The sequence below is a fragment of the Streptococcus oralis genome, assembly GCF_016127915.1.
Classification (GTDB): Bacteria; Bacillota; Bacilli; order Lactobacillales; family Streptococcaceae; genus Streptococcus; species Streptococcus oralis_BO.
The window spans coordinates 58,506-82,098 of sequence record NZ_CP066059.1; the positions used below are offsets into that span (position 1 = coordinate 58,506).

General features: G+C 40.5%; 25 protein-coding genes. 16 read left to right on the plus strand and 9 right to left on the minus strand.

Annotated elements, in window-relative coordinates; all coding sequences use genetic code 11:
* Positions 1–22 precede the first annotated feature (22 nt).
* From I6H78_RS00265 to I6H78_RS00275, 3 genes are all read left to right on the plus strand, one after another.
* Complete coding sequence (locus tag I6H78_RS00265; protein WP_001060204.1) at positions 23–295, plus strand: PspC domain-containing protein; 273 nt, start codon at positions 23–25, stop codon at positions 293–295.
* Between the two features lie 380 nt (positions 296–675).
* Positions 676–1,434: an ABC transporter ATP-binding protein gene (locus I6H78_RS00270; RefSeq protein WP_000173369.1), complete on the plus strand. Its 759-nt coding sequence runs from the start codon at positions 676–678 to the stop codon at positions 1,432–1,434.
* Position 1,435: 1 nt separating this feature from the next.
* On the plus strand, positions 1,436–3,424 hold the full coding sequence (locus tag I6H78_RS00275) for an FtsX-like permease family protein (RefSeq protein ID WP_198459546.1): 1,989 nt from the start codon (positions 1,436–1,438) through the stop codon (positions 3,422–3,424).
* Between the two features lie 37 nt (positions 3,425–3,461).
* Here the strand turns inward: I6H78_RS00275 and I6H78_RS00280 are convergent, their stop codons facing one another.
* On the minus strand, positions 3,462–4,157 hold the full coding sequence (locus I6H78_RS00280) for a VIT1/CCC1 transporter family protein (RefSeq protein WP_198459547.1): 696 nt from the start codon (positions 4,155–4,157) through the stop codon (positions 3,462–3,464).
* Between the two features lie 205 nt (positions 4,158–4,362).
* On the opposite strand from I6H78_RS00280, the gene I6H78_RS00285 reads away from it, so the two are divergent.
* From I6H78_RS00285 to ftsY, 3 genes are read left to right on the plus strand one after another with little or no spacing between them, the layout of a single operon-like run.
* Complete coding sequence (locus I6H78_RS00285; RefSeq protein WP_198459548.1) at positions 4,363–5,154, plus strand: Cof-type HAD-IIB family hydrolase; 792 nt, start codon at positions 4,363–4,365, stop codon at positions 5,152–5,154.
* Entirely contained in the window at positions 5,154–5,972 is an 819-nt protein-coding gene (locus I6H78_RS00290) for a Cof-type HAD-IIB family hydrolase (RefSeq protein ID WP_198459549.1), read from the plus strand. The genes I6H78_RS00285 and I6H78_RS00290 overlap by 1 nt, the downstream gene beginning before the upstream one ends.
* 3 nt (positions 5,973–5,975) lie before the next feature.
* Positions 5,976–7,277: a signal recognition particle-docking protein FtsY gene (ftsY, locus tag I6H78_RS00295; RefSeq protein WP_198459550.1), complete on the plus strand. Its 1,302-nt coding sequence runs from the start codon at positions 5,976–5,978 to the stop codon at positions 7,275–7,277.
* Positions 7,278–7,320: 43 nt separating this feature from the next.
* Here the strand turns inward: ftsY and zwf are convergent, their stop codons facing one another.
* The 3 genes from zwf to I6H78_RS00310 form a co-directional block, all read right to left on the minus strand.
* Positions 7,321–8,808 carry a glucose-6-phosphate dehydrogenase gene (gene zwf / locus I6H78_RS00300; protein WP_198459551.1) on the minus strand — a complete coding sequence of 496 codons (1,488 nt, stop codon included), beginning with the start codon at positions 8,806–8,808 and terminating at the stop codon, positions 7,321–7,323.
* A 148-nt stretch (positions 8,809–8,956) separates the two neighbouring features.
* Positions 8,957–9,697: an amino acid ABC transporter ATP-binding protein gene (locus I6H78_RS00305; RefSeq protein WP_001096337.1), complete on the minus strand. Its 741-nt coding sequence runs from the start codon at positions 9,695–9,697 to the stop codon at positions 8,957–8,959.
* A complete protein-coding gene (locus tag I6H78_RS00310) occupies positions 9,697–11,862 on the minus strand; it encodes an ABC transporter substrate-binding protein/permease (protein ID WP_198459552.1) in 2,166 nt (721 codons plus the stop codon). The genes I6H78_RS00305 and I6H78_RS00310 overlap by 1 nt, the downstream gene beginning before the upstream one ends.
* Positions 11,863–12,042: 180 nt before the next feature.
* Here I6H78_RS00310 and uvrB point away from each other — a divergent pair, with 180 nt between their 5' ends.
* The 8 genes from uvrB to I6H78_RS00350 all read left to right on the plus strand — a co-directional run bounded on the left by uvrB (position 12,043) and on the right by I6H78_RS00350 (position 18,247).
* Positions 12,043–14,031, plus strand: coding sequence for an excinuclease ABC subunit UvrB (gene uvrB / locus I6H78_RS00315; RefSeq protein WP_198459553.1), 1,989 nt, complete (start codon positions 12,043–12,045; stop codon positions 14,029–14,031).
* Positions 14,032–14,045: 14 nt separating this feature from the next.
* Entirely contained in the window at positions 14,046–14,672 is a 627-nt protein-coding gene (locus I6H78_RS00320; RefSeq protein ID WP_198459554.1) for an NAD(P)H-dependent oxidoreductase, read from the plus strand.
* Between the two features lie 8 nt (positions 14,673–14,680).
* Positions 14,681–15,244, plus strand: coding sequence for a GNAT family N-acetyltransferase (locus I6H78_RS00325; protein ID WP_198459555.1), 564 nt, complete (start codon positions 14,681–14,683; stop codon positions 15,242–15,244).
* A complete protein-coding gene (locus tag I6H78_RS00330; RefSeq protein ID WP_198459556.1) occupies positions 15,210–15,731 on the plus strand; it encodes a GNAT family N-acetyltransferase in 522 nt (173 codons plus the stop codon). Before I6H78_RS00325 ends, I6H78_RS00330 begins: the two co-directional genes overlap by 35 nt.
* A 71-nt stretch (positions 15,732–15,802) precedes the next feature.
* Positions 15,803–16,306, plus strand: a complete 504-nt coding sequence (locus I6H78_RS00335) for a hypothetical protein (protein ID WP_198459557.1) — start codon at positions 15,803–15,805, stop codon at positions 16,304–16,306.
* A gap of 546 nt (positions 16,307–16,852) precedes the next feature.
* Complete coding sequence (locus I6H78_RS00340; RefSeq protein WP_198459558.1) at positions 16,853–17,335, plus strand: hypothetical protein; 483 nt, start codon at positions 16,853–16,855, stop codon at positions 17,333–17,335.
* Positions 17,313–17,756: a hypothetical protein gene (locus I6H78_RS00345; RefSeq protein WP_198459559.1), complete on the plus strand. Its 444-nt coding sequence runs from the start codon at positions 17,313–17,315 to the stop codon at positions 17,754–17,756. Before I6H78_RS00340 ends, I6H78_RS00345 begins: the two co-directional genes overlap by 23 nt.
* Before the next feature lie 23 nt (positions 17,757–17,779).
* On the plus strand, positions 17,780–18,247 hold the full coding sequence (locus tag I6H78_RS00350) for an 8-oxo-dGTP diphosphatase (RefSeq protein WP_198459560.1): 468 nt from the start codon (positions 17,780–17,782) through the stop codon (positions 18,245–18,247).
* On the opposite strand, the gene I6H78_RS00355 is transcribed toward I6H78_RS00350, so the two are convergent.
* A complete protein-coding gene (locus I6H78_RS00355) occupies positions 18,244–18,759 on the minus strand; it encodes a transcription repressor NadR (RefSeq protein ID WP_198459561.1) in 516 nt (171 codons plus the stop codon). The genes I6H78_RS00350 and I6H78_RS00355 overlap by 4 nt on opposite strands.
* Positions 18,760–18,770: 11 nt before the next feature.
* Complete coding sequence (locus I6H78_RS00360) at positions 18,771–19,298, minus strand: ECF transporter S component (protein WP_198459562.1); 528 nt, start codon at positions 19,296–19,298, stop codon at positions 18,771–18,773.
* Positions 19,299–19,433: 135 nt separating this feature from the next.
* Between I6H78_RS00360 and I6H78_RS00365 the strand changes: the two genes are divergently transcribed.
* Complete coding sequence (locus I6H78_RS00365; RefSeq protein WP_198459563.1) at positions 19,434–19,793, plus strand: hypothetical protein; 360 nt, start codon at positions 19,434–19,436, stop codon at positions 19,791–19,793.
* 41 nt (positions 19,794–19,834) lie between these two features.
* Here I6H78_RS00365 and I6H78_RS00370 read toward each other — a convergent pair whose 3' ends face one another.
* Genes I6H78_RS00370 through coaB form a run of 3 tightly spaced genes read right to left on the minus strand, consistent with a single transcriptional unit; the run spans position 19,835 to position 21,634 of the window.
* Complete coding sequence (locus tag I6H78_RS00370) at positions 19,835–20,398, minus strand: ECF transporter S component (RefSeq protein WP_198459564.1); 564 nt, start codon at positions 20,396–20,398, stop codon at positions 19,835–19,837.
* Positions 20,382–20,933 carry a phosphopantothenoylcysteine decarboxylase gene (coaC, locus tag I6H78_RS00375; protein WP_198459565.1) on the minus strand — a complete coding sequence of 184 codons (552 nt, stop codon included), beginning with the start codon at positions 20,931–20,933 and terminating at the stop codon, positions 20,382–20,384. Before coaC ends, I6H78_RS00370 begins: the two co-directional genes overlap by 17 nt.
* An 11-nt stretch (positions 20,934–20,944) precedes the next feature.
* Entirely contained in the window at positions 20,945–21,634 is a 690-nt protein-coding gene (gene coaB, locus I6H78_RS00380; RefSeq protein WP_198459566.1) for a phosphopantothenate--cysteine ligase, read from the minus strand.
* 231 nt (positions 21,635–21,865) lie between these two features.
* On the opposite strand from coaB, the gene I6H78_RS00385 reads away from it, so the two are divergent.
* Complete coding sequence (locus I6H78_RS00385; protein WP_198459567.1) at positions 21,866–23,536, plus strand: formate--tetrahydrofolate ligase; 1,671 nt, start codon at positions 21,866–21,868, stop codon at positions 23,534–23,536.
* Positions 23,537–23,593: the final 57 nt, after the last annotated feature.

The following is a 23,593-nucleotide window of genomic DNA, read 5'->3' on the forward strand; positions in this document are numbered from 1 at the left end:
AATACCGAAAGAGGAACAAATCATGAATAACAAATTTTATAAAATGAAACGAAACAGCATGGTGTCGGGAGTTTTAGCTGGTCTATCAGACAAGTGGAATTTTGATGTAACTTTAGTCCGCTTTCTCTTTGCCATTTTTACCATATCAAATTTTGGGATTGGTGTGATTATTTACATCATTCTTGCGTCTATCCTACCAACTAAGGAAGAAATCGAAGCAGAAATGTACGGAACAGGACCACGCAAACGCAAGGAAGCCGAAGCCATTGATGACAATGATGGACGGTTTTGGTGAGTCAGATTTGAAAATAGTTTATAGATACTTTTCTTACTTCTAAAAGTAGTCAGAAAAAAAGTGAATCTTAACCCTTGCATCCGGCAAGGGTTTTCTTCTTGCCTTTCTTTTATGGTAAAATATTGATAGCGAAATTGCTTGATATTCTTCAATCTTACAAAAATGTAAGATTAAAGTCTCTTTTGTAAGGTTAGGTTATGGCAGGCAGTCCTTTTTTGCGATAAACTAGACTCATAAAGAACAAAGGAGCAAAACCATGAAAAGAATTTTACAAAAGAAAACAAGAAAACCAAGTCAAAAAGATATCGAGCGTGTTCAACTGGGATGCGCTATGATGCAAGCACAGTTTCAAATGATGGGATATTAAGAAGGAGAAAATCATGACACTTTTAGATGTAAAACACGTTCAAAAAATCTACAAAACACGTTTCCAAGGAAACCAAGTAGAAGCACTCAAAGATATTCACTTTACCGTAGAAAAGGGTGACTACGTTGCCATCATGGGTGAGTCTGGTTCGGGGAAATCAACCCTGCTCAACATCCTAGCTATGCTGGATAAACCAACTCGCGGGCAGGTTTACCTAAACGGAACAGACACAGCAACCATTAAAAATTCACAGGCTTCTAGCTTCCGTCGTGAGAAGTTAGGCTTCGTCTTCCAAGACTTTAACTTGCTAGATACCTTGTCTGTTAAGGACAATATCTTGCTTCCGTTAGTGTTATCACGAAAACCTATCACAGAGATGATGAAGAAATTGGTAGTGACAGCTGAAAATTTGGGCATCAACCAATTGCAAGAGAAGTACCCTTACGAGATCTCAGGTGGTCAAAAACAGCGGGTAGCAGTAGCACGCGCCATCATCACAGAACCTGAAATTCTCCTTGCTGATGAGCCAACAGGAGCCCTTGACTCCAAGTCATCTGCAGCACTTCTGGATGTATTTGATGAAATCAATGAGCGCGGTCAAACCATTCTGATGGTAACCCACTCAACGGCAGCAGCAAGTAGGGCCAAGCGTGTACTCTTTATCAAGGACGGCATTCTTTACAACCAAATCTACCGTGGAGACAAGACAGAGCGTCAGATGTTCCAAGAAATCTCTGATACTTTGACTGTTATGGCAAGCGAGGTGAATTAGTATGTTCCGATTAACCAATAAGTTAGCGGTATCTAACTTGATTAAAAACCGCAAACTCTACTACCCCTTTGCCCTTGCTGTTCTCTTAGCAGTGACCATCACCTATCTCTTTTACTCACTGTCACTTAATCCTAACATTGGCAAGATCCGAGGGGGAGAAACTATCTCTATGACCCTGGCTCTCGGTATGGTGGTTGTTACCATCGCTTCTGGAATTATTGTCCTTTATGCCAATAGTTTTGTCATGAAGAACCGCTCAAAGGAGCTGGGTGTATATGGTATGCTGGGTCTTGAAAAGCGCCATTTAATCAGTATGATTTTTAAGGAGCTTCTTATTTTTGGTTCCTTAACCTTGACAGCTGGTCTCGGCCTAGGAGCTCTCTTTGATAAGCTAATCTTTGCCCTTCTTCTGAAGCTGATGAAGATGAAAGTGGAGCTCGTTTCGACTTTCCAACCAATTGTCTTTATCCTAGTTCTCATCGTCTTTGGAGCTATCTTCCTAGGTTTGATTTTTATCAATGCCTTTCGCATCGCCCGCATGAATGCCCTTCAGCTCTCTCGTGAAAAGGCCAGTGGTGAGAAAAAAGGACGTTTCTTAGGCCTTCAAACTATTCTAGGTCTAATCAGTTTGGGAGCTGGTTATTACCTAGCAGTAACAGTTGAAAATCCACTTTCTGCTGTTCTGATTTTCTTCGTAGCAGTTTTGTTAGTTATTTTGGGAACTTATCTTCTCTTCAATGCAGGGATCACAGTTTTCCTACAAATCTTAAAGAAAAACAAGCGTTATTATTACCAACCCAACAACATGATTTCTGTATCCAATCTCATTTTCCGTATGAAGAAAAATGCGGTTGGTCTAGCGACGATTGCTATTCTTTCAACCATGGTCTTGGTGACCATGTCTGCTGCAACAAGTATCTTTAAGGGCTCTGAAACTTTCAAGAAAGTCATGAATCCACATGATTTCGGAATTACAGGACAGAATGTTGAAAAAGAAGACATAAATAAACTCCTAGACCAGTATGCTAGTGATAAGGGATTGACTGTTACAAAGAAAGAAGTCCTTACATACAGTAGCTTTGCTGTAGCAAATCAAGAAGGCACGAAATTGACTATTTTTGAGGAAGGTCAAAATCGTGTTAAACCGAAAACTGTTTTTATGGTCTTTGACCAAAAAGACTACGAGAATATGACGGGTCAGAAACTCGCACTTTCAGGAAAGGAAGTTGGATTGTTTACTAAAAACAAAGAACTTCAAGGACAGAAAGAACTGACTCTGAATGACCAGACCTACACGATCAAAGAAGAAATCAAAAAAGATTTTATTCTTGAACATGTCCCAAATCAGTACAATATTCTAACTTCGGACTATAATTATCTGATTGTTCCTGACTTACAAGCCTTTCTTGACCAGCATCCTAATTCTTCCATCTTTAATCAATACTACGGTGGTATGAACGTAACGGCTAGCGAGGAAGAGCAGCTTAAAATTGCAGATGATTATTCAAAATTCGTCAACAACTTTAATAGAGAATTAAGCAAAGAAGGAAGCTATGTTTATGGAAGCAATCTAGCTGATAGCAGTGCGCAGGTGAGTGCTCTCTTTGGTGGAGTCTTCTTCATCGGTATCTTCCTCTCTATCATCTTTATGGTGGGGACAGTTCTTGTCATCTACTACAAACAAATCTCTGAAGGCTATGAAGATCGTGAACGCTTTATCATTTTGCAAAAAGTTGGTCTCGATCAAAAGCAAATCAAGCAAACTATCAACAAACAGGTGCTAACTGTATTCTTCCTCCCATTGCTCTTTGCCTTCCTACACCTTGCCTTTGCCTATCATATGCTTAGCCTCATCCTAAAAATCATTGGGGTGCTAGATGCGACCATGATGTTGACAGTCACACTGTCCATCTGTGCGATCTTCCTCATTGTCTATGTCTTAATCTTTATGATTACCTCAAGAAGTTATCGCAAGATTGTGCAAATGTAAAAAAGATACCTCGATGTTTATCGAGGTATCTTTTATCTTAAATGCTAAAGAGTTGTCCAAACAGGTAAGTTACTGCCATGGTAAGAAGTCCGATACAGAGGTTACGGATCATAGCTGTTTTCGTAGGAGCCTTACCTAGTTTAGCACTGGTATAGCCAGTGACGAGAAGGGAAAGGGCCACGATAAAGACAGTAGCAGGAATGCGATAGTCATTTGGAAAGATAGTGATAGAAAGCATAGGAGGAAGACTTCCCAGTACAAAGGCGATAAAGCTAGAGATCGCAGCATGCCAAGGATTGGTAAATTCTTCGTACTCGATACCGTATTTTTCCTCAACCAAGGCTTTCAGTGGATTTTTTAAAAAGGCCTTGTTGGTCAAGAGTTGGGCGGACGTTTCACACTCACCATTTTGAAGGTAAGCCACATAGAGGGATTGTTTTGCAGATTCGATGTCTTTATCCAAGAGCAACTGTTCTCTGGCAACAGCGGCTTCTTCCGTGTCTTTTTGAGTGGATACAGAGACATATTCGCCACCAGCCATAGAAAAAGCACCAGCGAGGATAGCAGCCAAACCTGATAAAAAGATAATCCAGATACTGCTTGTCGCACTGGCAACACCGATAACGACTCCAGCGATGGAAATAATCCCATCATTGGCTCCCAGAACACCTGCGCGTAGGATATTGAGTCGTCCTGCAAAGTTTGCATCAATTTCATGTTTTATTTCAGTCATAGTCATCTCCTTTCTCTCCATTATAGAGAAAAGAGTAGGGGAATACAAACTTTTTAAACTATCTGAAAAAAGTTCTACGATTCTAATTTTTAGGCCCTTTGAAGTTTCACCGAAAAAGTAGTGCTATCCTACTGTACTGGACCTTTTTAAACTTATCTATGGTATAATAGAAGATAGATTTATCAATTGGAGAACGAAGGATTTTATGATTAAACTTGTAGCAACCGATATGGATGGAACCTTTCTAGATGGAGAGGGTCGGTTTGATATGGAACGCCTCAAAAACGTACTTGTTTCCTACAAGGAAAAGGGGATTTATTTTGCTGTAGCTTCAGGTCGTGGTATTCTGTCCCTGAAAAAGTTGTTTGCGGATGTGCGTGATGAAGTGATTTTTATAGCTGAAAACGGGAGCTATGTTGAGTTTCATGGTGAGGATATGTATGAGGCTACGATGTCTCGGGATTTTTACTTGAGCACTTTTGAAGCTTTAAAGAAATCACCATATTTTGATGAAAGAAAGATGCTCTTGACGGGGAAAAAAGCTTGTTATGTTTTGGACACAGTGGATGAAACTTATCTTAAGTTAAGTAGTCACTACAATGAAAATATTCAAAAAGTAGCGAGTTTGGAAGATATCACGGATGAGATTTTTAAATTCACCACCAACTTTACAGAAGAAACGATAGAAGTTGGTGAGGCCTGGGTCAACGAAAATGTTCCTGGTGTGAAAGCCATGACCACAGGTTTTGAGTCCATCGATATTGTCTTAGACTATGTTGATAAGGGTGTGGCTATTGTTGAGCTGGCAAAAAAACTTGGTCTAACCATGGATCAGGTTATGGCGTTTGGCGATAATCTCAATGACCTTCATATGATGCAGGTTGTTGGGCACCCAATCGCTCCTGAAAATGCGCGACCAGAGATTTTAGAATTAGCAGAAGCAGTGATTGGCCACCATAAGGACCAATCAGTGATGGCTTATATGGAGGGCTTGTAATGGCAGATATTAAATTGATTGCACTCGATTTAGATGGAACCTTGCTGACAACGGATAAAAAGCTGACAGATCGTACCAAGGCGGTCCTCAAAGCTGCGCGTGACCGTGGCATCAAGGTCGTTCTGACAACGGGACGTCCTCTGAAGGCTATGGATTTCTTTCTCCATGAGCTAGGGACTGATGGTCAGGAGGATGAGTACACCATCACCTTTAATGGTGGTCTAGTGCAAAAAAACACAGGAGGGATTCTCGATAAAACCGTCTTTTCAATCGACGATGTGGCACGCTTGTACGAGGAAACTGAAAAACTGAGATTACCGTTAGATGCCATTTCAGAAGGAACCGTCTATCAAATCCAGTCTGACCAAGAAAGTCTCTATGCCAAGTTCAATCCAGCCCTGACCTTCGTACCTGTCGCTTTTGAAGATCTATCTAGTCAGATGACATATAATAAATGTGTGACTGCCTTTGCCCAAGAACCTTTGGATGCAGCGATTCAACAGATTTCTCCTGAATTGTTTGACCAATACGAAATCTTCAAATCGCGTGAACTCTTATTGGAATGGTCGCCGAAAAATGTCCACAAGGCAACAGGGTTAGCGAAATTAATTAAACACTTAGGAATCGACCAAAGTCAAGTCATGGCTTGTGGGGACGAGGCCAATGACCTTTCCATGATTGAGTGGGCAGGTCTGGGAGTTGCCATGCAAAATGCAGTTCCAGCAGTTAAGGCAGTTGCCAATGTCATTACCCCGATGACCAACGACGAGGAAGCCGTTGCCTGGGCTATCGAAGAATACGTGCTAAAGGAGAACTAGAATATGGGATTGTTTGACCGTCTATTCGGGAAAAAAGAAGAGCCGAAAATCGAAGATATTGTAAAAGAAGCACTGGAAAATCTTGATTTGTCAGAAGAGGTTGAAGAAAACCAAACGGCAGTCGAAGAAGCTGCTCAGGAAGAGACAACAAAAGACAAAGTGGAAGAAACACCTGCTCAAGAAGAAATTCCTCAGACTTTGACAGAAGAAGTTATTGAACCAGAAGCAGTCGAAGAAACTGCTCAGGAAGATCTTGAGCTAGAAGCTGATGAACTGGAACGATTCAAAGAGCCAGAAGAAATTTTAGAAGAAGAGAACCAAGAAACTGAAGAAGAGCTAACTTCAGAAGTAGTAGAAGAAGAACTTCCTCAGGTTGAAGAAACCGTACAGGAAAAATATGACCGCAGTCTCAAGAAAACCCGTACAGGATTCGGTGCTCGTTTGAATGCCTTCTTTGCCAACTTCCGTTCTGTTGATGAAGAATTCTTTGAAGAATTGGAAGAACTGCTCATCATGAGCGACGTCGGTGTGCAAGTCGCTTCAAACTTAACAGAAGAACTACGCTATGAAGCTAAACTCGAAAATGCTAAGAAACCTGATGCACTTCGTCGTGTCATTATCGAAAAATTGGTTGAGCTCTACGAAAAGGATGGCAACTACGATGAACAAATCCATTTCCAAGATGGTTTGACCGTCATGCTCTTTGTCGGAGTCAATGGTGTTGGGAAAACAACTTCTATCGGAAAATTGGCTCATCGCTACAAACAAGCTGGCAAGAAAGTCATGCTGGTTGCGGCAGATACCTTCCGTGCGGGTGCTGTGGCCCAGCTAGCTGAATGGGGTCGACGTGTGGATGTTCCGGTTGTGACGGGGCCTGAAAAGGCTGATCCAGCAAGTGTGGTCTTTGATGGTATGGAACGCGCCGTAGCCGAAGGGATTGATATTCTCATGATTGATACAGCAGGTCGTTTGCAAAACAAGGACAACCTTATGGCCGAGTTGGAAAAGATTGGTCGCATTATCAAACGTGTCGTTCCTGAAGCACCTCATGAAACCTTCCTGGCACTCGATGCTTCAACTGGACAGAACGCCTTGGTACAAGCTAAGGAATTTTCGAAGATAACACCATTGACTGGTATTGTTTTGACAAAAATTGACGGAACTGCTCGCGGTGGTGTCGTTCTGGCTATCCGAGAGGAACTCAATATCCCTGTAAAATTGATTGGTTTCGGTGAAAAAATCGATGATATTGGTGAGTTCAACTCAGAAAACTTTATGAAAGGTCTCTTAGAGGGCTTGATTTAATACAAAATAAATATCCTGCAAGTCATCTTGCAGGATATTTTTACTATTCTAAACGGCCATCTTCACGATAGGCGATATCTGGTTGCCAGGTCCATTTGGCTCCATACTTTTCAAGTAAGTCAAAGCTAGCTTGAGGTCCCATACTTCCGGCTTTATAGTCATGAAGTGGGGCGCCATTTTCAGCCCAGAGTTCTTCGATACGGTCAATCAATTTCCACGAAGCACTTACCTCATCCCAGTGGCTAAAGTTGGTAGAGTTGTTATTCAAGACATCGTAGATTAATTTCTCGTATGGGTCTGGTGAGGCCCCAGTAGCAGTAGCATCTGTACGGTAATCCAGAGAGCTTGGTGCCAGGTTAAATTCTTCACCGACTTGCTTCCCATTTAGGCTAAGAGAGAATCCTTCAGTTGGTTGGATATAGATGGTCAAGATATTTGGCGCCAAAGGCTCGCCGAAGATTGAGTCCATTTGCTTAAAGACGATATTGACATGAGTTCCTTTTTCTGTCAGGCGTTTCCCTGTACGGAAGAAGAAGGGAACACCACGGAAGCGATCGCTGTCTACAAAGAAGGCACCAGATGCAAAGGTTTCTGTTGTAGATTCAGGATCGACATTTGGCTCGCTTCGATAGGAGATGTATTTCATGCCATCGATTTTACCAGAGCGATATTGACCACGGATAAACTGTTCTTTCAATTCTTCCTCAGTTGGATGATAGAGGTTTTTAAAGACTTTTATCTTTTCAGCACGAATCTCATCCTTTGTAAAGCTAGCTGGTTTGTCCATGGCTAGAAGAGAAAGGAGTTGGAGTGTATGGTTTTGCACCATATCACGAAGAGCACCAGATTGATCATAGTAGCCACCGCGTTCCTCAACACCCAAACGTTCCGCAAAGGTAATCTGAACATTATCGATGTGTTCGCGATTCCAAACATTCTCAAAAATCATGTTGGCAAAACGAATAGCAAAGATACTCTGAATCATTTCTTTACCTAGGTAATGGTCAATACGGTAGATTTGCTCCTCATCAAAGGCTGCAAGGAGATCTTCATTGAGTTTGCTAGCTGTTTCGTAGTCTGTACCAAATGGTTTCTCAACGATCAAGCGCTCAAAACCTTTGCCATCGACAATGTTTTCAGATTTGAGGTGCTTGGCAATGGTTCCAAAGAACTGAGGTGCCATAGACAAGAAGAAGAGCTTATTGTGTTCAGCTTGGTATTTTTCATTGAGCTCAGCTTGTAATTGGCGCAAAGCAATGTAATGTTCCGTATCATTCACATCATGGCTTTGATAGTAGAAGTGGCTAGCAAATTCTTGGGCTTGCTCGGTACTATCTGCCAAATCAAGGATGGACTCGACAACTACAGATTCAAAATATTCCTTACTCCAAGGTCTACGAGCTGTTCCGATAACTGCAAAATGTTCAGAGAGATTGCCTGATTTATAGAGTCTGAAAAGGGAAGGGTAGAGTTTGCGTTTAGCTAAATCTCCACTCGCACCGAAAATTGTAACAATAACCTTTGATGACATCTAGCTACCTAATTTCTATATTTTTTCCTAGTTGGACTAGGGATGAGATTTTCTCATTGTCATAGCTTTTATTTTATCATAATTTTCAAAAAAATCAAAAATCCAATACGCAATTAAAAAAGTGTAAGGAGAACCTCACACTTTCGTTTTATACGTTTAAGACCTTGTCCAAAAATTCTTTTAGACGAGGGTGTTGCGGATTATCAAAGATTTGATCTGGTGTCCCATCTTCCAGGAATTCACCATCAGCCGTAAAGATAACACGGTTGGCTACCTGACGAGCAAATCCCATCTCATGGGTTACGATAATCATAGTCATGCCTTGCTCTGCTAATTCCTTCATAACGTTTAGTACATCTCCGACCATCTCAGGGTCAAGAGCGGAAGTTGGTTCATCAAAGAGCATGATATCAGGATTCATGGCAAGTCCACGAGCGATAGCGACACGCTGTTTCTGACCACCTGAAAGGCTATCTGGGTTGGCATTAGCTTTATCTGCTAGTCCTACCTTTTCAAGCAGCTCCATCCCCAATTTTTCAGCTTCTTCTTTGGTCATCCGTTTGTGTTCAATAGGTGCAAAAGTGATATTTTCTAGGACGGACATGTGTGGGAAGAGGTTGAAGTGTTGGAAGACCATTCCCACGTTTTCGCGAACATGATCGACATTGGTTGATTTTTCAGTCAGATCATAACCATTTACTGTGATGTGGCCACTCGTTACCTCCTCGAGGAGGTTAAGGCTACGGAGGAAGGTCGATTTACCAGAACCAGAAGGACCGATGATACAGACAACATCTCCTTCATAGAATTTAGTCGTAATGCCTTTTAAAACTTCGTTTTTTCCATAATACTTATGCAAATCATTTACATCAATTTTTAGTTTTGCCATTAACGAATCCTCTTTTCTAAGCGTTTCGCTAGTCTAGTCAAAAGCGTGATAATTACAAGATAGAAGATAGCAAGGATTGCATACATCTTGAAACTTTGGTAGTTACGGGCGATGATGATCTTACCAGTTTGGAAAAGTTCAACCAAACCGATAGCAGACACGATGGTTGTATCTTTAAGAGCGATAACGAATTGGTTGACGAAGTTTGGCAACATCAATTTAGTCGCTTGTGGCAAGATAATCTTACGCATGGTTTTTCCATAAGAGATACCTAGACTGCGGCTGGCTTCCATTTGACCAACTGGAACGGCTTGGATCCCACCACGAACAATTTCAGCGATATAAGCAGCTGCATTGAGTGAGAGGGCGATAGTACCAGCTACAAAGTCGTTAATTGGACTTTGTTGGCCTGTGATGGACTCGATGAAGTTTGGAATTCCCCAGAAGATAAAGGCTGCAAGAATCATCAATGGAATACCGCGGATAACGTCAACGAAAATCTCAGAGATCAGACGAAGAGATTTGTATGGGCTAACGCTAAACATACCAAAGATAATACCGATGACAATGGCAATTGCAAATGAGATAAGCGCTAGAGCAAGAGTGATTCCAAGTCCACTAAGAAGTTGTTTGTAGTTGTTTTGAAGCAAGCCCCAGATAGTTGTTTCGTCAACTGTACTTGTAGAGTCAGTTGAAGTTTCGCTAGCTAGATACTTGTCAAGAATTTTTTGGAATTCTCCGTTAGCTTTGAGGTTGGCAAGTCCATTATTGAACATCTGGATCAATTCTGGATTTGTACCTTTTTTAACCGCAAAGGCTGTTTCACCGATTGGAGTTCCAGCGATTGGCGTTTTCAATTTTTGCCCTTGACTGATAGAATACTTGAGAACTGGCTCATCATCCATCACAGCATCGATAGATCCAGTGTTCAGACTGTCATACATAGAAGCCCCATCTGCAAAGGTTTTAATCTTATAGCCGTATTTGCTTTGGTTTTCAGTAAGGAACGTTTGAGAAGCAGTCCCGTTTTTAACACCAACAGTTTTATTCTTGAGGTCTTCATAAGAAGCGATGGTGCTTGATTCTTTCACACCGAGAATCGTATTTGCTGTGTAGTATGATTCTGAGAAGTCGAAGGTTTCCTTACGAGCATCTGTTACAGACATACCAGCAATGATACCATCTGCTTGTCCAGCTTGAACAGCGCTGATTGCTGCATCAAATCCTGGGTTGGTAATTTCAATTTCAAAACCTTGGTCTTTAGCAATAGCCTTGATGAGGTCCATATCAATACCGGTGTATTGATTACTTGAATTTTGAAAAACGAATGGGGCGAAAGATGAGTCGCTGGCAATAATGTACTTGTTTTTCACGGGAGTAGCTTTTTGCCCAGCAGAAGTAGTTGTCGTTGGGGTTGCCGTTGTTGTAGAAGCTGTCCATTTTTGGATGATTTGCTCCAAGCTACCATCCTTCTTCATTTGTGCTAAAGCTTCGTTAAACTCGGTAACCAAGTGTTCATACTTGCTTCCTTTCTTGACACCAAAGGCAAAGCTTCCAACTGCCTCACCATCCATATTGATGCTGAGATCTTGTCCTTGGTTAATCGCATACTCAATAACAGGTTTATCATCCATGATGGCGTTCACAGCACCAGCACTTAAACTGTTATTCATCAAATCACCTGTATCAAAGGTTTTGATAGAGAAACCGTATTTATCTTTGATACTTTCGAGGAAACGTTGAGCGGCAGTTCCGTTCTTAACTCCAACTGTTTTCCCGCTAAGTTCTTCATATTTGGTGATTTTATTTGCCTTTGTGGTAGCAATGACAACTTTTGTATCATAATAAGTATCAGACATGGTAAAGACATTTTCACGTTCTTTAGTTTTTGTCATACCTGCTATAATGGCATCTGCTTGACCTGACTGCACTGCATTTACAGCTGCATCAAAGCCAGGATAAGACATTTGGATGTTCCATCCTTTGATTTCTGCGACTTTATTGATAATATCAACATCAATCCCTTTATAGGTTTGATCTGAATCTTTAAACTCAAAAGGTGCGTAAGCTGTATCAGACACAATCTTAACAGTATCAGCTTTTGCCATACCTAGTGAGAAAATGGGAAATAAAATGAGCAAACATGCTAGTATTTTTTTCTTCATTTTTAGTCTCCTTTTCCGAATATTTTCCCATTATATCAGAAAATGAATGAAAAGGCAAATTTTATGAATTTTATGTAAGGAAATGTAACATGAAATACTCGCTCTTATCAATTTAGAGTAGAGTCTGAAAAGTAAATTTATGGTAAAATAGAAGGATAGAAAAATGCAGATGAGGCAATCATGATTAATAGAATTACAGATAATAAATTTAAACTAGTATCAAAATATGAACCTTCAGGAGATCAACCACAAGCGATTGAGCAGTTGGTTGACAATATCGAAGGTGGAGAGAAGGCCCAAATTTTGATGGGGGCGACGGGTACAGGGAAGACCTATACCATGAGTCAGGTCATTTCCAAAGTCAATAAACCAACTTTGGTCATTGCTCACAACAAAACCCTAGCTGGCCAGCTCTATGGGGAGTTCAAGGAATTTTTCCCTGAAAATGCTGTTGAGTACTTCGTATCCTACTATGATTATTACCAGCCCGAGGCCTATGTCCCTTCTAGTGATACCTATATAGAGAAGGATAGCTCGGTCAATGACGAGATTGACAAGCTCCGCCACTCGGCGACTTCAGCCCTTCTGGAGCGCAATGATGTCATCGTAGTGGCTTCTGTCTCTTGTATCTATGGTTTGGGTTCGCCAAAGGAATATACTGACAGTGTTGTTAGTCTCCGTCCAGGTCTGGAGATTTCTCGTGATAAACTTTTGAATGACTTGGTTGATATCCAGTTTGAACGTAATGATATTGATTTCCAACGGGGAAGATTTCGCGTTCGCGGGGATGTGGTGGAGATTTTCCCAGCTTCCCGTGATGAACACGCTTTTCGAGTAGAGTTTTTCGGGGATGAGATTGACCGTATCCGTGAAGTTGAGGCTTTGACAGGTCAGGTATTGGGAGAAGTGGATCATTTGGCGATTTTCCCTGCCACTCACTTTGTGACCAATGATGATCACATGGAAGTTGCTATTGCCAAGATTCAGGCAGAGTTGGAGGACCAGTTAGCTGTCTTTGAGAAGGAAGGTAAACTGCTAGAAGCTCAGCGTTTGAAACAGCGGACAGAGTATGATATCGAGATGTTACGTGAGATGGGTTATACAAATGGGGTTGAGAACTACTCACGTCACATGGATGGTCGTAGCGAAGGAGAGCCCCCTTATACGCTTCTCGACTTCTTCCCAGATGATTTCTTGATTATGATTGATGAAAGTCACATGACCATGGGGCAGATCAAGGGCATGTACAATGGAGACCGTTCTCGTAAGGAAATGTTGGTCAATTATGGTTTCCGTTTGCCGTCCGCCTTGGACAACCGTCCTCTCCGTCGGGAGGAGTTTGAAAGCCATGTGCATCAGATTGTTTACGTTTCAGCGACACCTGGTGACTATGAGAATGAACAGACCGAGACAGTGATCGAGCAAATCATCCGTCCGACTGGTCTTCTAGATCCAGAGGTGGAAGTTCGTCCGACTATGGGACAGATTGATGACCTTTTAGGTGAAATCAATGCCCGTGTTGAAAAGAATGAGCGTACCTTTATCACCACCTTGACCAAGAAAATGGCCGAAGATTTGACGGACTACTTCAAAGAAATGGGCATCAAGGTCAAGTACATGCACTCAGATATCAAGACCTTGGAGCGTACTGAGATTATCCGTGACTTGCGTTTAGGAGTCTTTGATGTCTTGGTCGGAATTAACCTGCTCCGCGAAGGGATTGACGTTCCTGAGGTAAGTTTAGTTGCCATTCTAGATGCTGATAAGGAAGGTTTCCTTCGTAACGAACGCGGTCTCATCCAGACCATTGGACGTGCTGCCCGTAATAGCGAAGGGCATGTCATCATGTATGCGGACACGATGACTCAATCTATGCAACGTGCTATCGATGAAACGGCTCGTCGTCGAAAAATCCAGATGACTTATAATGAAGAGCATGGTATCGTCCCTCAGACAATCAAGAAAGAAATCCGTGACTTAATTGCCGTGACTAAATCAGTAGCTAAGGAAGAGGACAAGGAAGTCGATATCAATAGCCTCAACAAACAAGAACGCAAGGAACTCGTCAAGAAACTCGAAAAACAAATGCAAGAAGCCGTCGAAGTACTTGATTTTGAACTGGCAGCTCAGATACGTGACATGATGTTGGAAGTGAAGGCGTTGGATTAGATAGGAGAAAACGAATGAAAATTTTAGTCATCAATGGACATCCTGACAAGGAAAGTTTCTGTCAAGAAATTTTTCGAACGATTGTAGAAAATATTGACTCAAATCATCATGAGCTTGAATCTATTAACCTAAATGAGATAGATTTTGATCCTGTATTACGTTATGGTTATCGAAAACGGATGGAAGAGGACTCTTTCATACTTCGCTCTCAGGAATTAATCCAGTGGGCAGATCATTTCATTTTTGTTTATCCAATTTGGTGGAGTAGTATGCCTAGCTTATTGAAGGGTTTGATTGATCGTGTTTTCACGCCAGGAATTGCGTACTCTGCCAATATTCAAGGAAGTTTTATTTGGAATTACTTAAGAGGTCAGCAGTTTAAAAAGTTACTAAAAGGAAAATCAGCCAGTATTTACGCAACATCCATGGCACCAACATGGTGGTACAAAGTATTCTCAGGTCCTATCAGTATCCCAGACAGTTATGGAATATCAGTATTAAAGAATGCTGTCCTAAATCACTGCGGTATTAAAACAAAGAAAGTTTCAATTTTGGGTGAGTTAGGGCGTGAGGTGAATACAAGTTCAACAAGAGAAAAGTATCTACAAAAAGTAGCTGAGGAAGTCAAGGCGTTGGGGTAGGAAAAAGTATGGTTTATTTAAGAAAACTAATTGAAGAAGATCTGTTGTCTTTGTGGAAAATTGCTTATTCACAATCTGATCCAATTTGGAAGCAGTATGATGCTCCCTATTATGACGATTATCAGCATTTTCCTAATTTTCAAGAATTTAAACTACAAAAATCAGAATCCGCTCTAAACAACTCAAATCGCCTTGGTATTTTTGTTGATGATAAACTAGTTGGGACTGTTTCGCGCTACTGGGTATGTAAACAAACAAGATGGATGGAATTGGGAATTTGTATTTATGACAAGAAATTTTGGAACTTTGGAATTGGAAAAGCTGCTATGCTACAGTGGATAGATCAGACATTTCAGGATTACTTGGAGTTGGAGCATCTTGGTTTGACAACTTGGTCAGGAAATCTTGGTATGGTAAAACTTGCTGAAAAATTAAGAATGAAAAAAGAAGCTCATATTCCAAAAGTTCGTTATTACCAAGGCAAATATTTTGATAGTATTAAATATGGTATTTTGAGAGAAAAATGGGGGAAAATAAATGAATCTTACTATCAAAAAGATGGAAACTCCTGAAGAGATAGAAGGTAAATCCCTCGTTCACTGGCAAGCGTGGAGAGAGGCTTATGACGACCTTTTGCCTGCAGAATTTCAGGAGACAATCACATTAGAAAGATGTCGATTCTTTAGTCAAAAGTATACAGAAAATACATTGATTGCGATAGATGGCATGAAGGTAGTTGGTTTTATCAGTTATGGAAACTTTCGTGATGAGACTATTCAAGCTGGTGAAATTATGGCTTTATATATTTTAAAAGACTATTATGGAAAAGGTATCGCACAAAAGTTAGTGAAAGCAGCTTTGAATGCTCTTGATCATTTTTCTGAAATTTTCTTATGGGTATTGAAAGATAATAAGCGTGCCATTGCTTTCTATCAAAAAATGGGTTTTACTTTTGATGGACAAGAAAAGATGCTTGACCTTGGAAAACCTATCACTGAAATTAGAATGGTACGTAAGAAATTATCAAAATCTGATAGTCAAATACTGGTAGAATTGTGATTTTGTTTTCAGATGACTCAATGAACAAACAATCATGTTTTAGAAAATATTTTTAATGGAAAGAAGTTATTATGAATTTGAAAGAGAAGAATTATAAGAAATCATCAGGCTTAGATTCAGTACGTTTTTGGTTACAAGGGCATCGATTTGTCAAATTTATGCTTGATATTATCTTTTATATCAGCTTGTTCCTAGTTATAGAATTTACAACATCACAGAACAAAAGCATTCCAGCTGATTTTAGGTACAGAGAACTCTTATTTCCCTTGCAATTAAATCTTTTTATCTTGGGAAACAGGCTCTGTGCTCTCTTTTTGTCAGTGAAAACTGAAAAAGAAAGGACCCTTAAAAGATTTTGTGAACCCTTTATTTATATCAATATCCTTAGCTTCATTTTTCAACTGATTGGTGTGAGAAAAAGAGGTAGAGTCGTTCTCTCACCTTTGTTTTCACTGGAGTCATCCTATATCTGGTTCCCTATTGTCGTCTACCTTCTAGTCTTGATGTTAACTTTGGCAATCTTCTTTCTCTCTAAAGGTTCAAAAAAAGGAGTAGATGAAAATGAAGATGAGTAGACAAATGAAGTACAAGACAAAAGAAAAGTCTTCTTGGACTAAGAGGTTTTCTCTTTGGACGGAAAGGCACCGAAGGATTGGTCAACTCTTGGATACGAGTGTATTATTTGGATCTATGTTTCTATCATTTCTCGCCGTCTCTTTCATTAGTTACCCATTACCGAACATAAACTATCTTTTCCCCTTAAGCTTCAATCTTTTTCTTCTGATCTTCTCAACCTATTTCCTTGTTTTTTATTCTGAAAGTGATAAACTTCAGAAATGGCGTTACTTTTCATGGATATTTATCGGTTTCAATGGTTCTCTTTTTCCTTTTCATCTCTTGGTGGGACTGAATTGGCTAGGACGTCGTAAGTCAACGAATTTCCCTCCCATAATTTCTATGGATCCAGCATATGTCTGGGTCCCTATTGTAAGTTATCTCTTTTTCTTTTTCTTGGGGCTGGGCATTCTGCTTTTGATTATACGGATAGAAAAGCGAAGAAGGAGGCGCAAATGGAATGAGAGACCAAGAGACAAAAGAAGGTCAAACTAAAGAAGATCAAAATGAGAAAAATCCATAAAAAGTATTCTTTGGTAGCTCACGTCCAATTGTGGCTGGAAAGACATTCAAAGCTTGCTTCTTTTATGGATGGTGGTATAATATTATTTTCTATTTTTAGTATCATGTATGTGTTGTTCGGGACATCACTTATCCCGAAACCATATCAAGAACTGTCCTATGTCTTTTTGGTGCACACACTCTATCAAGGTATTTTTAGAGATGGTTTTAGCAATAAGGTTTCAGTACAAGGATTTTTAAAAACTTTTCTATTCATAAACGGACCTATTTTTCTCCTCCACTTAATTGTGGGGGTGAAAGGGAGAAATGTTAAAAAAATTCCTTCCTTATTATCTGTTGATTATCACTACATCTGGCTTCCAATTGCTACCTATCTAATCTTTTTCATCATTCCAGCGATATTGATGGTGATTTTGAAATATAAGGACAAAAAGAGGAAAAATCATGACAAAAGAAAATCGAACTAAGTTATTTTCATTTAAAACTCTCTATTTGACTTTGCTAGCTTTTGTGATTCTTCATTTGGTGTTGTTGGTTTTTGGTCTATCCTTTACTCCAGTTTTGTGGAATAGTTGGTTTTTCATTCTTTGTTTGACCTTCTTAATCCATCCCTGGAGAATTTTTTATAGGACAAGAGATTTTCAATGGTATCACCTAATTTTCCAGTTATTTAGTGGATTGGTGGCACTTTATCTTTGGTTTGCAGCATTTTTTGTTTTGTCCATTATGTCGGATCCAGCTATTCCCATCAATATAGACTATCACATACAAGATAAGGAAATCATTATTGTTAGAGGTTTTGTGGTCCACAGTACCTATGAACATCATGAGTTGATCAATCCCTTTATCATGAAGTCAGAAGTAAAATACAACGAAGATACATTTTAATAACTTAGAAAGCGAGCAAATCTATGTCCCGTGCCCAAGCAACCATTTTAACCAACATCTGTCTGATTGAAGACCTCGAAACCCAGCGCGTGGTGATGCAGTATCGTTCACCCGAAAACAATCGCTGGTCTGGCTATGCCTTTCCAGGAGGACATGTTGAGAATGGCGAGGCCTTTGCCGAGTCTGTCATTCGTGAGATTTATGAAGAAACAGGTCTAACCATTCAGAATCCACAACTAGTCGGCATTAAAAACTGGCCCTTAGATACAGGTGGGCGCTACATCGTCGTTTGCTATAAAGCGACAGAGTTTAGTGGAAATCTCCAATCCTCAGAGGAAGGAGAAGTATCTTGGGTGCAAAAAGACCAGATTCCAAACTTGGATCTGGCCTATGATATGTTGCCTTTGATGGAAATGATGGAAGCACCTGACAAGTCTGAATTCTTCTATCGCCACCGCACAGAGGATGGCTGGGAAAAAGAAATTTTCTAGTCTTTTACTAAATAACCTAACTGATCCAAGGCCTCCTCGATATAGTGGAGGTCTTGTTGTGTCTCGGCTTCAACAAGGTGGTAATGGATGCCGTCTGTCAATTCAGCAAGGGGTCTAAAGTCTGAATTCTCGACTTGTTCCAGAAAGTGCTGGACATCTCGGAGGCAAGTTAGTTTGAGTAGGGTTTCAATTTCTCCATAAACGGGATGATCGATTAAGATATTTTGAACACGACCGCCATTATCTACAATGGCTAGTAGTTCCTGACCGATTTCTTCCAGTTCATGTTTTACTTTAAAGAGTTTGTGGACGTAGGGGCTGGCATCATTTTCTTTGTAGATATAACCACGATTGGTGGATAGGATAGGAGCTCCATCTGCTCGGAGAATAGCGATGTCCTGTACAATGACTTGGCGCGTAACATGAAAGTGTTCAGCCAAGGTTTGGCCATTGAGGGCTTTTGGTGCCTCTTTTAACAGTTTAAGAAGAGCCTGTTTGCGATCTTTTGTCATAGTTTTTCCTTTTAGCGACGTTTTCGAAGCACTTTAAATACAGCTAGTGCTAAGGTATAGTCTACCATACTATGGACAATTGTTCCAAAACCAACTAGGACAAATAGAACATAAAACATATTTTCAACGTTTGTCCCTGAAGTAGCATAGAAGATGATACAAGCTACCACCTCAGCGATAGCATGAACAACACCCAAAACAATGTTAAAAATCCAAGATGCCTTTGGTTTATCCAAGGTTTCAGGGAATTTCTTTAAGTACAAAGCTCCCAGAATACCAAAAACGATGTGAGAGAAGGCACGGAGTACAATAACAGGCGGATAGCCTGCCATCAGAAAACCGAGACTAGAAGCAATAATCACAAAAGCAGCCATCAAAGGCGAGAGAAACATGGCGATAAAGATGGCGATATGACTTCCCAAGGTGTAAGAAGCCGGTGGGATAACGATTTTAAATGGCATAACGATTGGAATCAAAATCGCTATTGCAGTGAGTAGGGCAGTCATAGTCATAAACTGCGTTTTTTTCCGTATATCCATAAGAACCTCCATTTATCTGTATATACACAAGTATAGTACAATAAATCCCCAATCAAGTCAAGAAGCATTATTGATTTTTCAGGAAAATTTGGTTAAAATGTGGTAAAGAATAATAGGAACTGAGGAGAAAATGTGATGGTACTTTTTGTTTACCTAATCGTGGTAATCGTGATGATGTCAAAACAGAAAAGTGAAGGAAAAGTAGTCTCAGGTTGGACTCGCTTCCTAGTTTATAGTTTATTAGTCCTTTCGCTACTCTCTCTATTAGCAAGTGGCCTGGCTGTTTCACTCTTTAGCCTTCCTTTATTAGGTTTTCTTTTGATGGCAGCAATACTCGAAATTGCTTATTTCGTCAGATTGGTGATTGCATTTGGTTTGGTTTTACTATCTCTAACCCTATACTTGGATAGCCAGAAAAGCCAGCAACCTACCCCTCTTTCGTATCATCTCTTGCGCTTTGGCTTTCACATTCTATTGATGTTTCTCATGTTTTAAATGCTAAACTCCACCTTCAGGACGAAAGTGGAGTTGTTTTTTTATTTCTTCAGAGTTTCGAGACGGGGAACAATTGCTACTGTTAGAACGGCAGAGATGACAAGCTCGGCAATTGAGTTTGTAGAAATAACGGTTGCCAGGAGTTTTTGGATATTGCCATCGAAGACATTTCCAAAAAGGAAGAAGATTCCCCCAAGGACAAAGACGGTGTTGGTAAGGGAACCGAGAGCACCAGCAAAGATGAGACCTGTTCTGTTTTTTAATAATTTATAAACCAAGCAAGGTGTCAGCCCAATCAAAACGCGAGGGACAATAGCGATAATCGCAGAGTAAATGTTTCCGTTCGGTACGAATGGTGAGAAGAGGTAGCTGGTTGGAAGGATGGTAATCGTATTTACCGTTAAGCTCAATAGTCCCATAAGAAAACCAAGTGTAACCCCAACCCGAGGGCCATAGATGATACTAGCAATAATGACTGGAATATGAACGATAGTTGGTTTGATTGGAAATGGGAAGAGATTAAAGAGGAGAGAACTCAAAAAGTGGATAACGAGCATAACTGCAAAAAAGATAGCAATCGGTGCAATGTTAGAGCGTTTGTTCATCGAGGGTTTCCTTTATTCTTTCTAAAATAGTATTCAGGTCAGCTAGGGCGCCTTTGCCGTGATCGCCACAGGCTAGTAGAGATTCTTTTGGAGAGATGATCTGATAACCATAGGTCTCTAATGTTTTTAGATTAGCCTGACTTGCCGGATGGTCATACATCTTTGTATTCATGGCTGGTGCGACTAACTTTTTGACGTGGTCTGGCAGAGCAAGCGCTGTGCTTGTCACCATGTTGTCCGCAAATCCGTGGGCTAACTTTGCGATGGTATTAGCAGTAGCTGGGGCTACAATAAAAAGGTCAGTCCTTTTGCCTAGTTCGATATGATTGACTTGATCAGGATAAGGTTCCTTCATGACATCAAGATGGACAGGATTTTGAGAAAGGACCTGTAGTGTCAACGGTTGGATAAACTCTCTCGCTGCCTCAGTCATTAAGACAGTGACATCATGGCCTTGTTTTTTTAAAGAACTGACTAAATCAGCTGATTTATAGGAGGCGATGGAACCTGTCACTGCGATGAGAATATTTGCCATGGCTTTCCTTTCTATGAATCGTATGCTTGAATTTTTTCAAGGAGGAGGTTTGCTATTTCCTCTTTGGTTTGAACGGTTTGGAGTTGCTCTTCCTCAACAAAGATTGCATGATGCTGATTTGCTGAGATTTGAGTCAGGTCATTTGCGATGATTAAGTCTGCTTGGTTCTTGATGAGACTTTTTCTAGCAATGTCAACCAGATGATCTTCTGTAACATCAACCAGCAGTTTAAAGCCAATCAGATGAATAGCTGGATTCCATTCCTTGACTAGAGAGATGATTTTGGGTGTTTTTTTCAGGAATAAAACCTGAACTTCATCAGTTGAAGAAATCTTAGCTTCTTTATTTTTCTTATCTAATAATTCTTCCAGGTTAGAGCTCGTCTTAACTTCATCTAGTCCAGTCATATAAACAGGAGTGTAGTCAGACACAGCCATTGAGTGGATTAAGACCTGATATTCCTTAACAAGTTCTTGCATCCCAACTAGAAGGTCGTTGGTATTATCAATCTCTAGAATGCTTAGGTTGGGATGAGCTTCTGGCTTCAGAGCTCGTTTTGTCGTTATCAAACAAACTTCATGCCCCGCAGCAAGTAAGGTTTCTGTAATGATTTTTCCCAAGCGACCTGTAGAATGGTTAGTGATAGCGCGGACGCTATCGATAGCTTCACTGGTACCGCCCGATGTAACTAAAATTTTCATAGCACTATTGTACACAAAAATAAACGGTAAGTAAAATGAAAGTGATAAAATTTTTGGGTAAAAACGAAGCTCTACTATAGTTTCAAACTATAAAGCCATATAAAATTTTTCAAAGGACTCTAAAAATCTTTAAAATAAGGATATTTACGAACGTTTAGAGAGTTTAAGGATGTTAAAAATCTTGTTTTGTGTTATAATGAATTATCACATTAGAGGCTAGAGGAGTTTTGAATGAAAACAGATATTGAAATTGCACAGAGTATTAAGTTGAAACCAATCGTTGATGTTGTAGAGAAATTGGGTATTTCTTACGACGATTTGGAATTGTATGGAAAGTACAAAGCTAAGCTCAGCTTTGATAAAATTCGTGCAGTTGAGAGCAATCCAGTTGGGAAATTGATCTTGGTAACTGCTATCAATCCAACGCCTGCAGGTGAAGGGAAATCAACCATTACCATTGGTCTTGCGGATGCCTTGAACAAGATTGGTAAGAAAACCATGATTGCTATTCGCGAACCATCTCTTGGCCCAGTAATGGGTATTAAGGGTGGTGCTGCTGGTGGTGGTTATGCCCAAGTGTTGCCAATGGAAGACATCAACCTTCACTTTACTGGGGATATGCATGCCATTACAACTGCTAATAATGCCCTTTCTGCCTTGATCGACAATCACTTGCACCAAGGAAATGAGCTGGGAATCGACCAACGTCGTATCCTCTGGAAACGTGTTGTGGACTTGAACGACCGCGCTCTTCGTCATGTGACTGTTGGACTTGGTGGCCCTCTAAACGGTATTCCTCGTGAGGACGGTTTTGATATTACAGTTGCTTCTGAAATCATGGCCATTCTTTGCTTGGCGACTGATATTGAAGACTTGAAACGCCGTTTAGCTAATATTGTTATCGGTTATCGCTATGACCGTACACCAGTTTCTGTAGGTGATTTGCAGGTTGAAGGTGCTTTAGCATTGATTTTGAAAGATGCTATTAAGCCAAACTTGGTTCAGACAATTTACGGTACACCTGCCTTTGTACACGGTGGTCCATTTGCCAATATCGCTCACGGATGTAACTCTGTTTTGGCAACAAGCACAGCCCTTCACTTGGCTGATTATACAGTCACTGAAGCTGGTTTTGGTGCGGACCTTGGTGCTGAGAAATTCCTTGATATCAAGACACCAAACTTGCCAACTTCACCAGATGCTGTTGTCATCGTCGCAACCCTTCGTGCCCTTAAGATGAATGGTGGTGTGGCTAAGGATGCTTTGACAGAGGAAAATGTAGAAGCAGTTCGTTCAGGTTTTGCTAACTTGAAACGCCACGTTGAGAACATCCGCAAGTTTGGTATTCCAGCAGTTGTAGCTATCAATGAATTTGTTTCTGATACAGAGGCTGAAATTGCAGCCTTGAAAGAACTTTGTGCTTCTATTGATGTACCAGTAGAATTGGCTAGTGTCTGGGCTGATGGCGCAGAAGGTGGTGTAACACTTGCCGAAACACTTGTCAAGACAATCTCTGAAAATCCAGCCAACTATACTCGTCTTTATGACAATGACCTTTCTGTCCAAGAAAAGATTGAAAAGATTGTTACTGAAATCTACCGTGGTAGCAAAGTGAACTTTGAGAAGAAAGCTCAAACGCAAATTGCCCAAATCGTTCAAAACGGATGGGACAAATTGCCAATCTGTATGGCTAAAACCCAATATAGTTTCTCTGATAATCCAAATGCACTTGGAGCTCCAGAAAACTTTGAAATTACCATCCGTGAATTGGTACCAAAATTGGGTGCAGGCTTCATCGTTGCCCTAACTGGTGATGTCATGACCATGCCAGGACTTCCAAAACGACCAGCAGCTCTCAACATGGATGTTGAAAGCGACGGAACAGTCCTAGGCTTGTTCTAATATATTGCAATTGACTTTAAATGAGTTTGGAATACTATCCAAGCTCATTTTCGATTT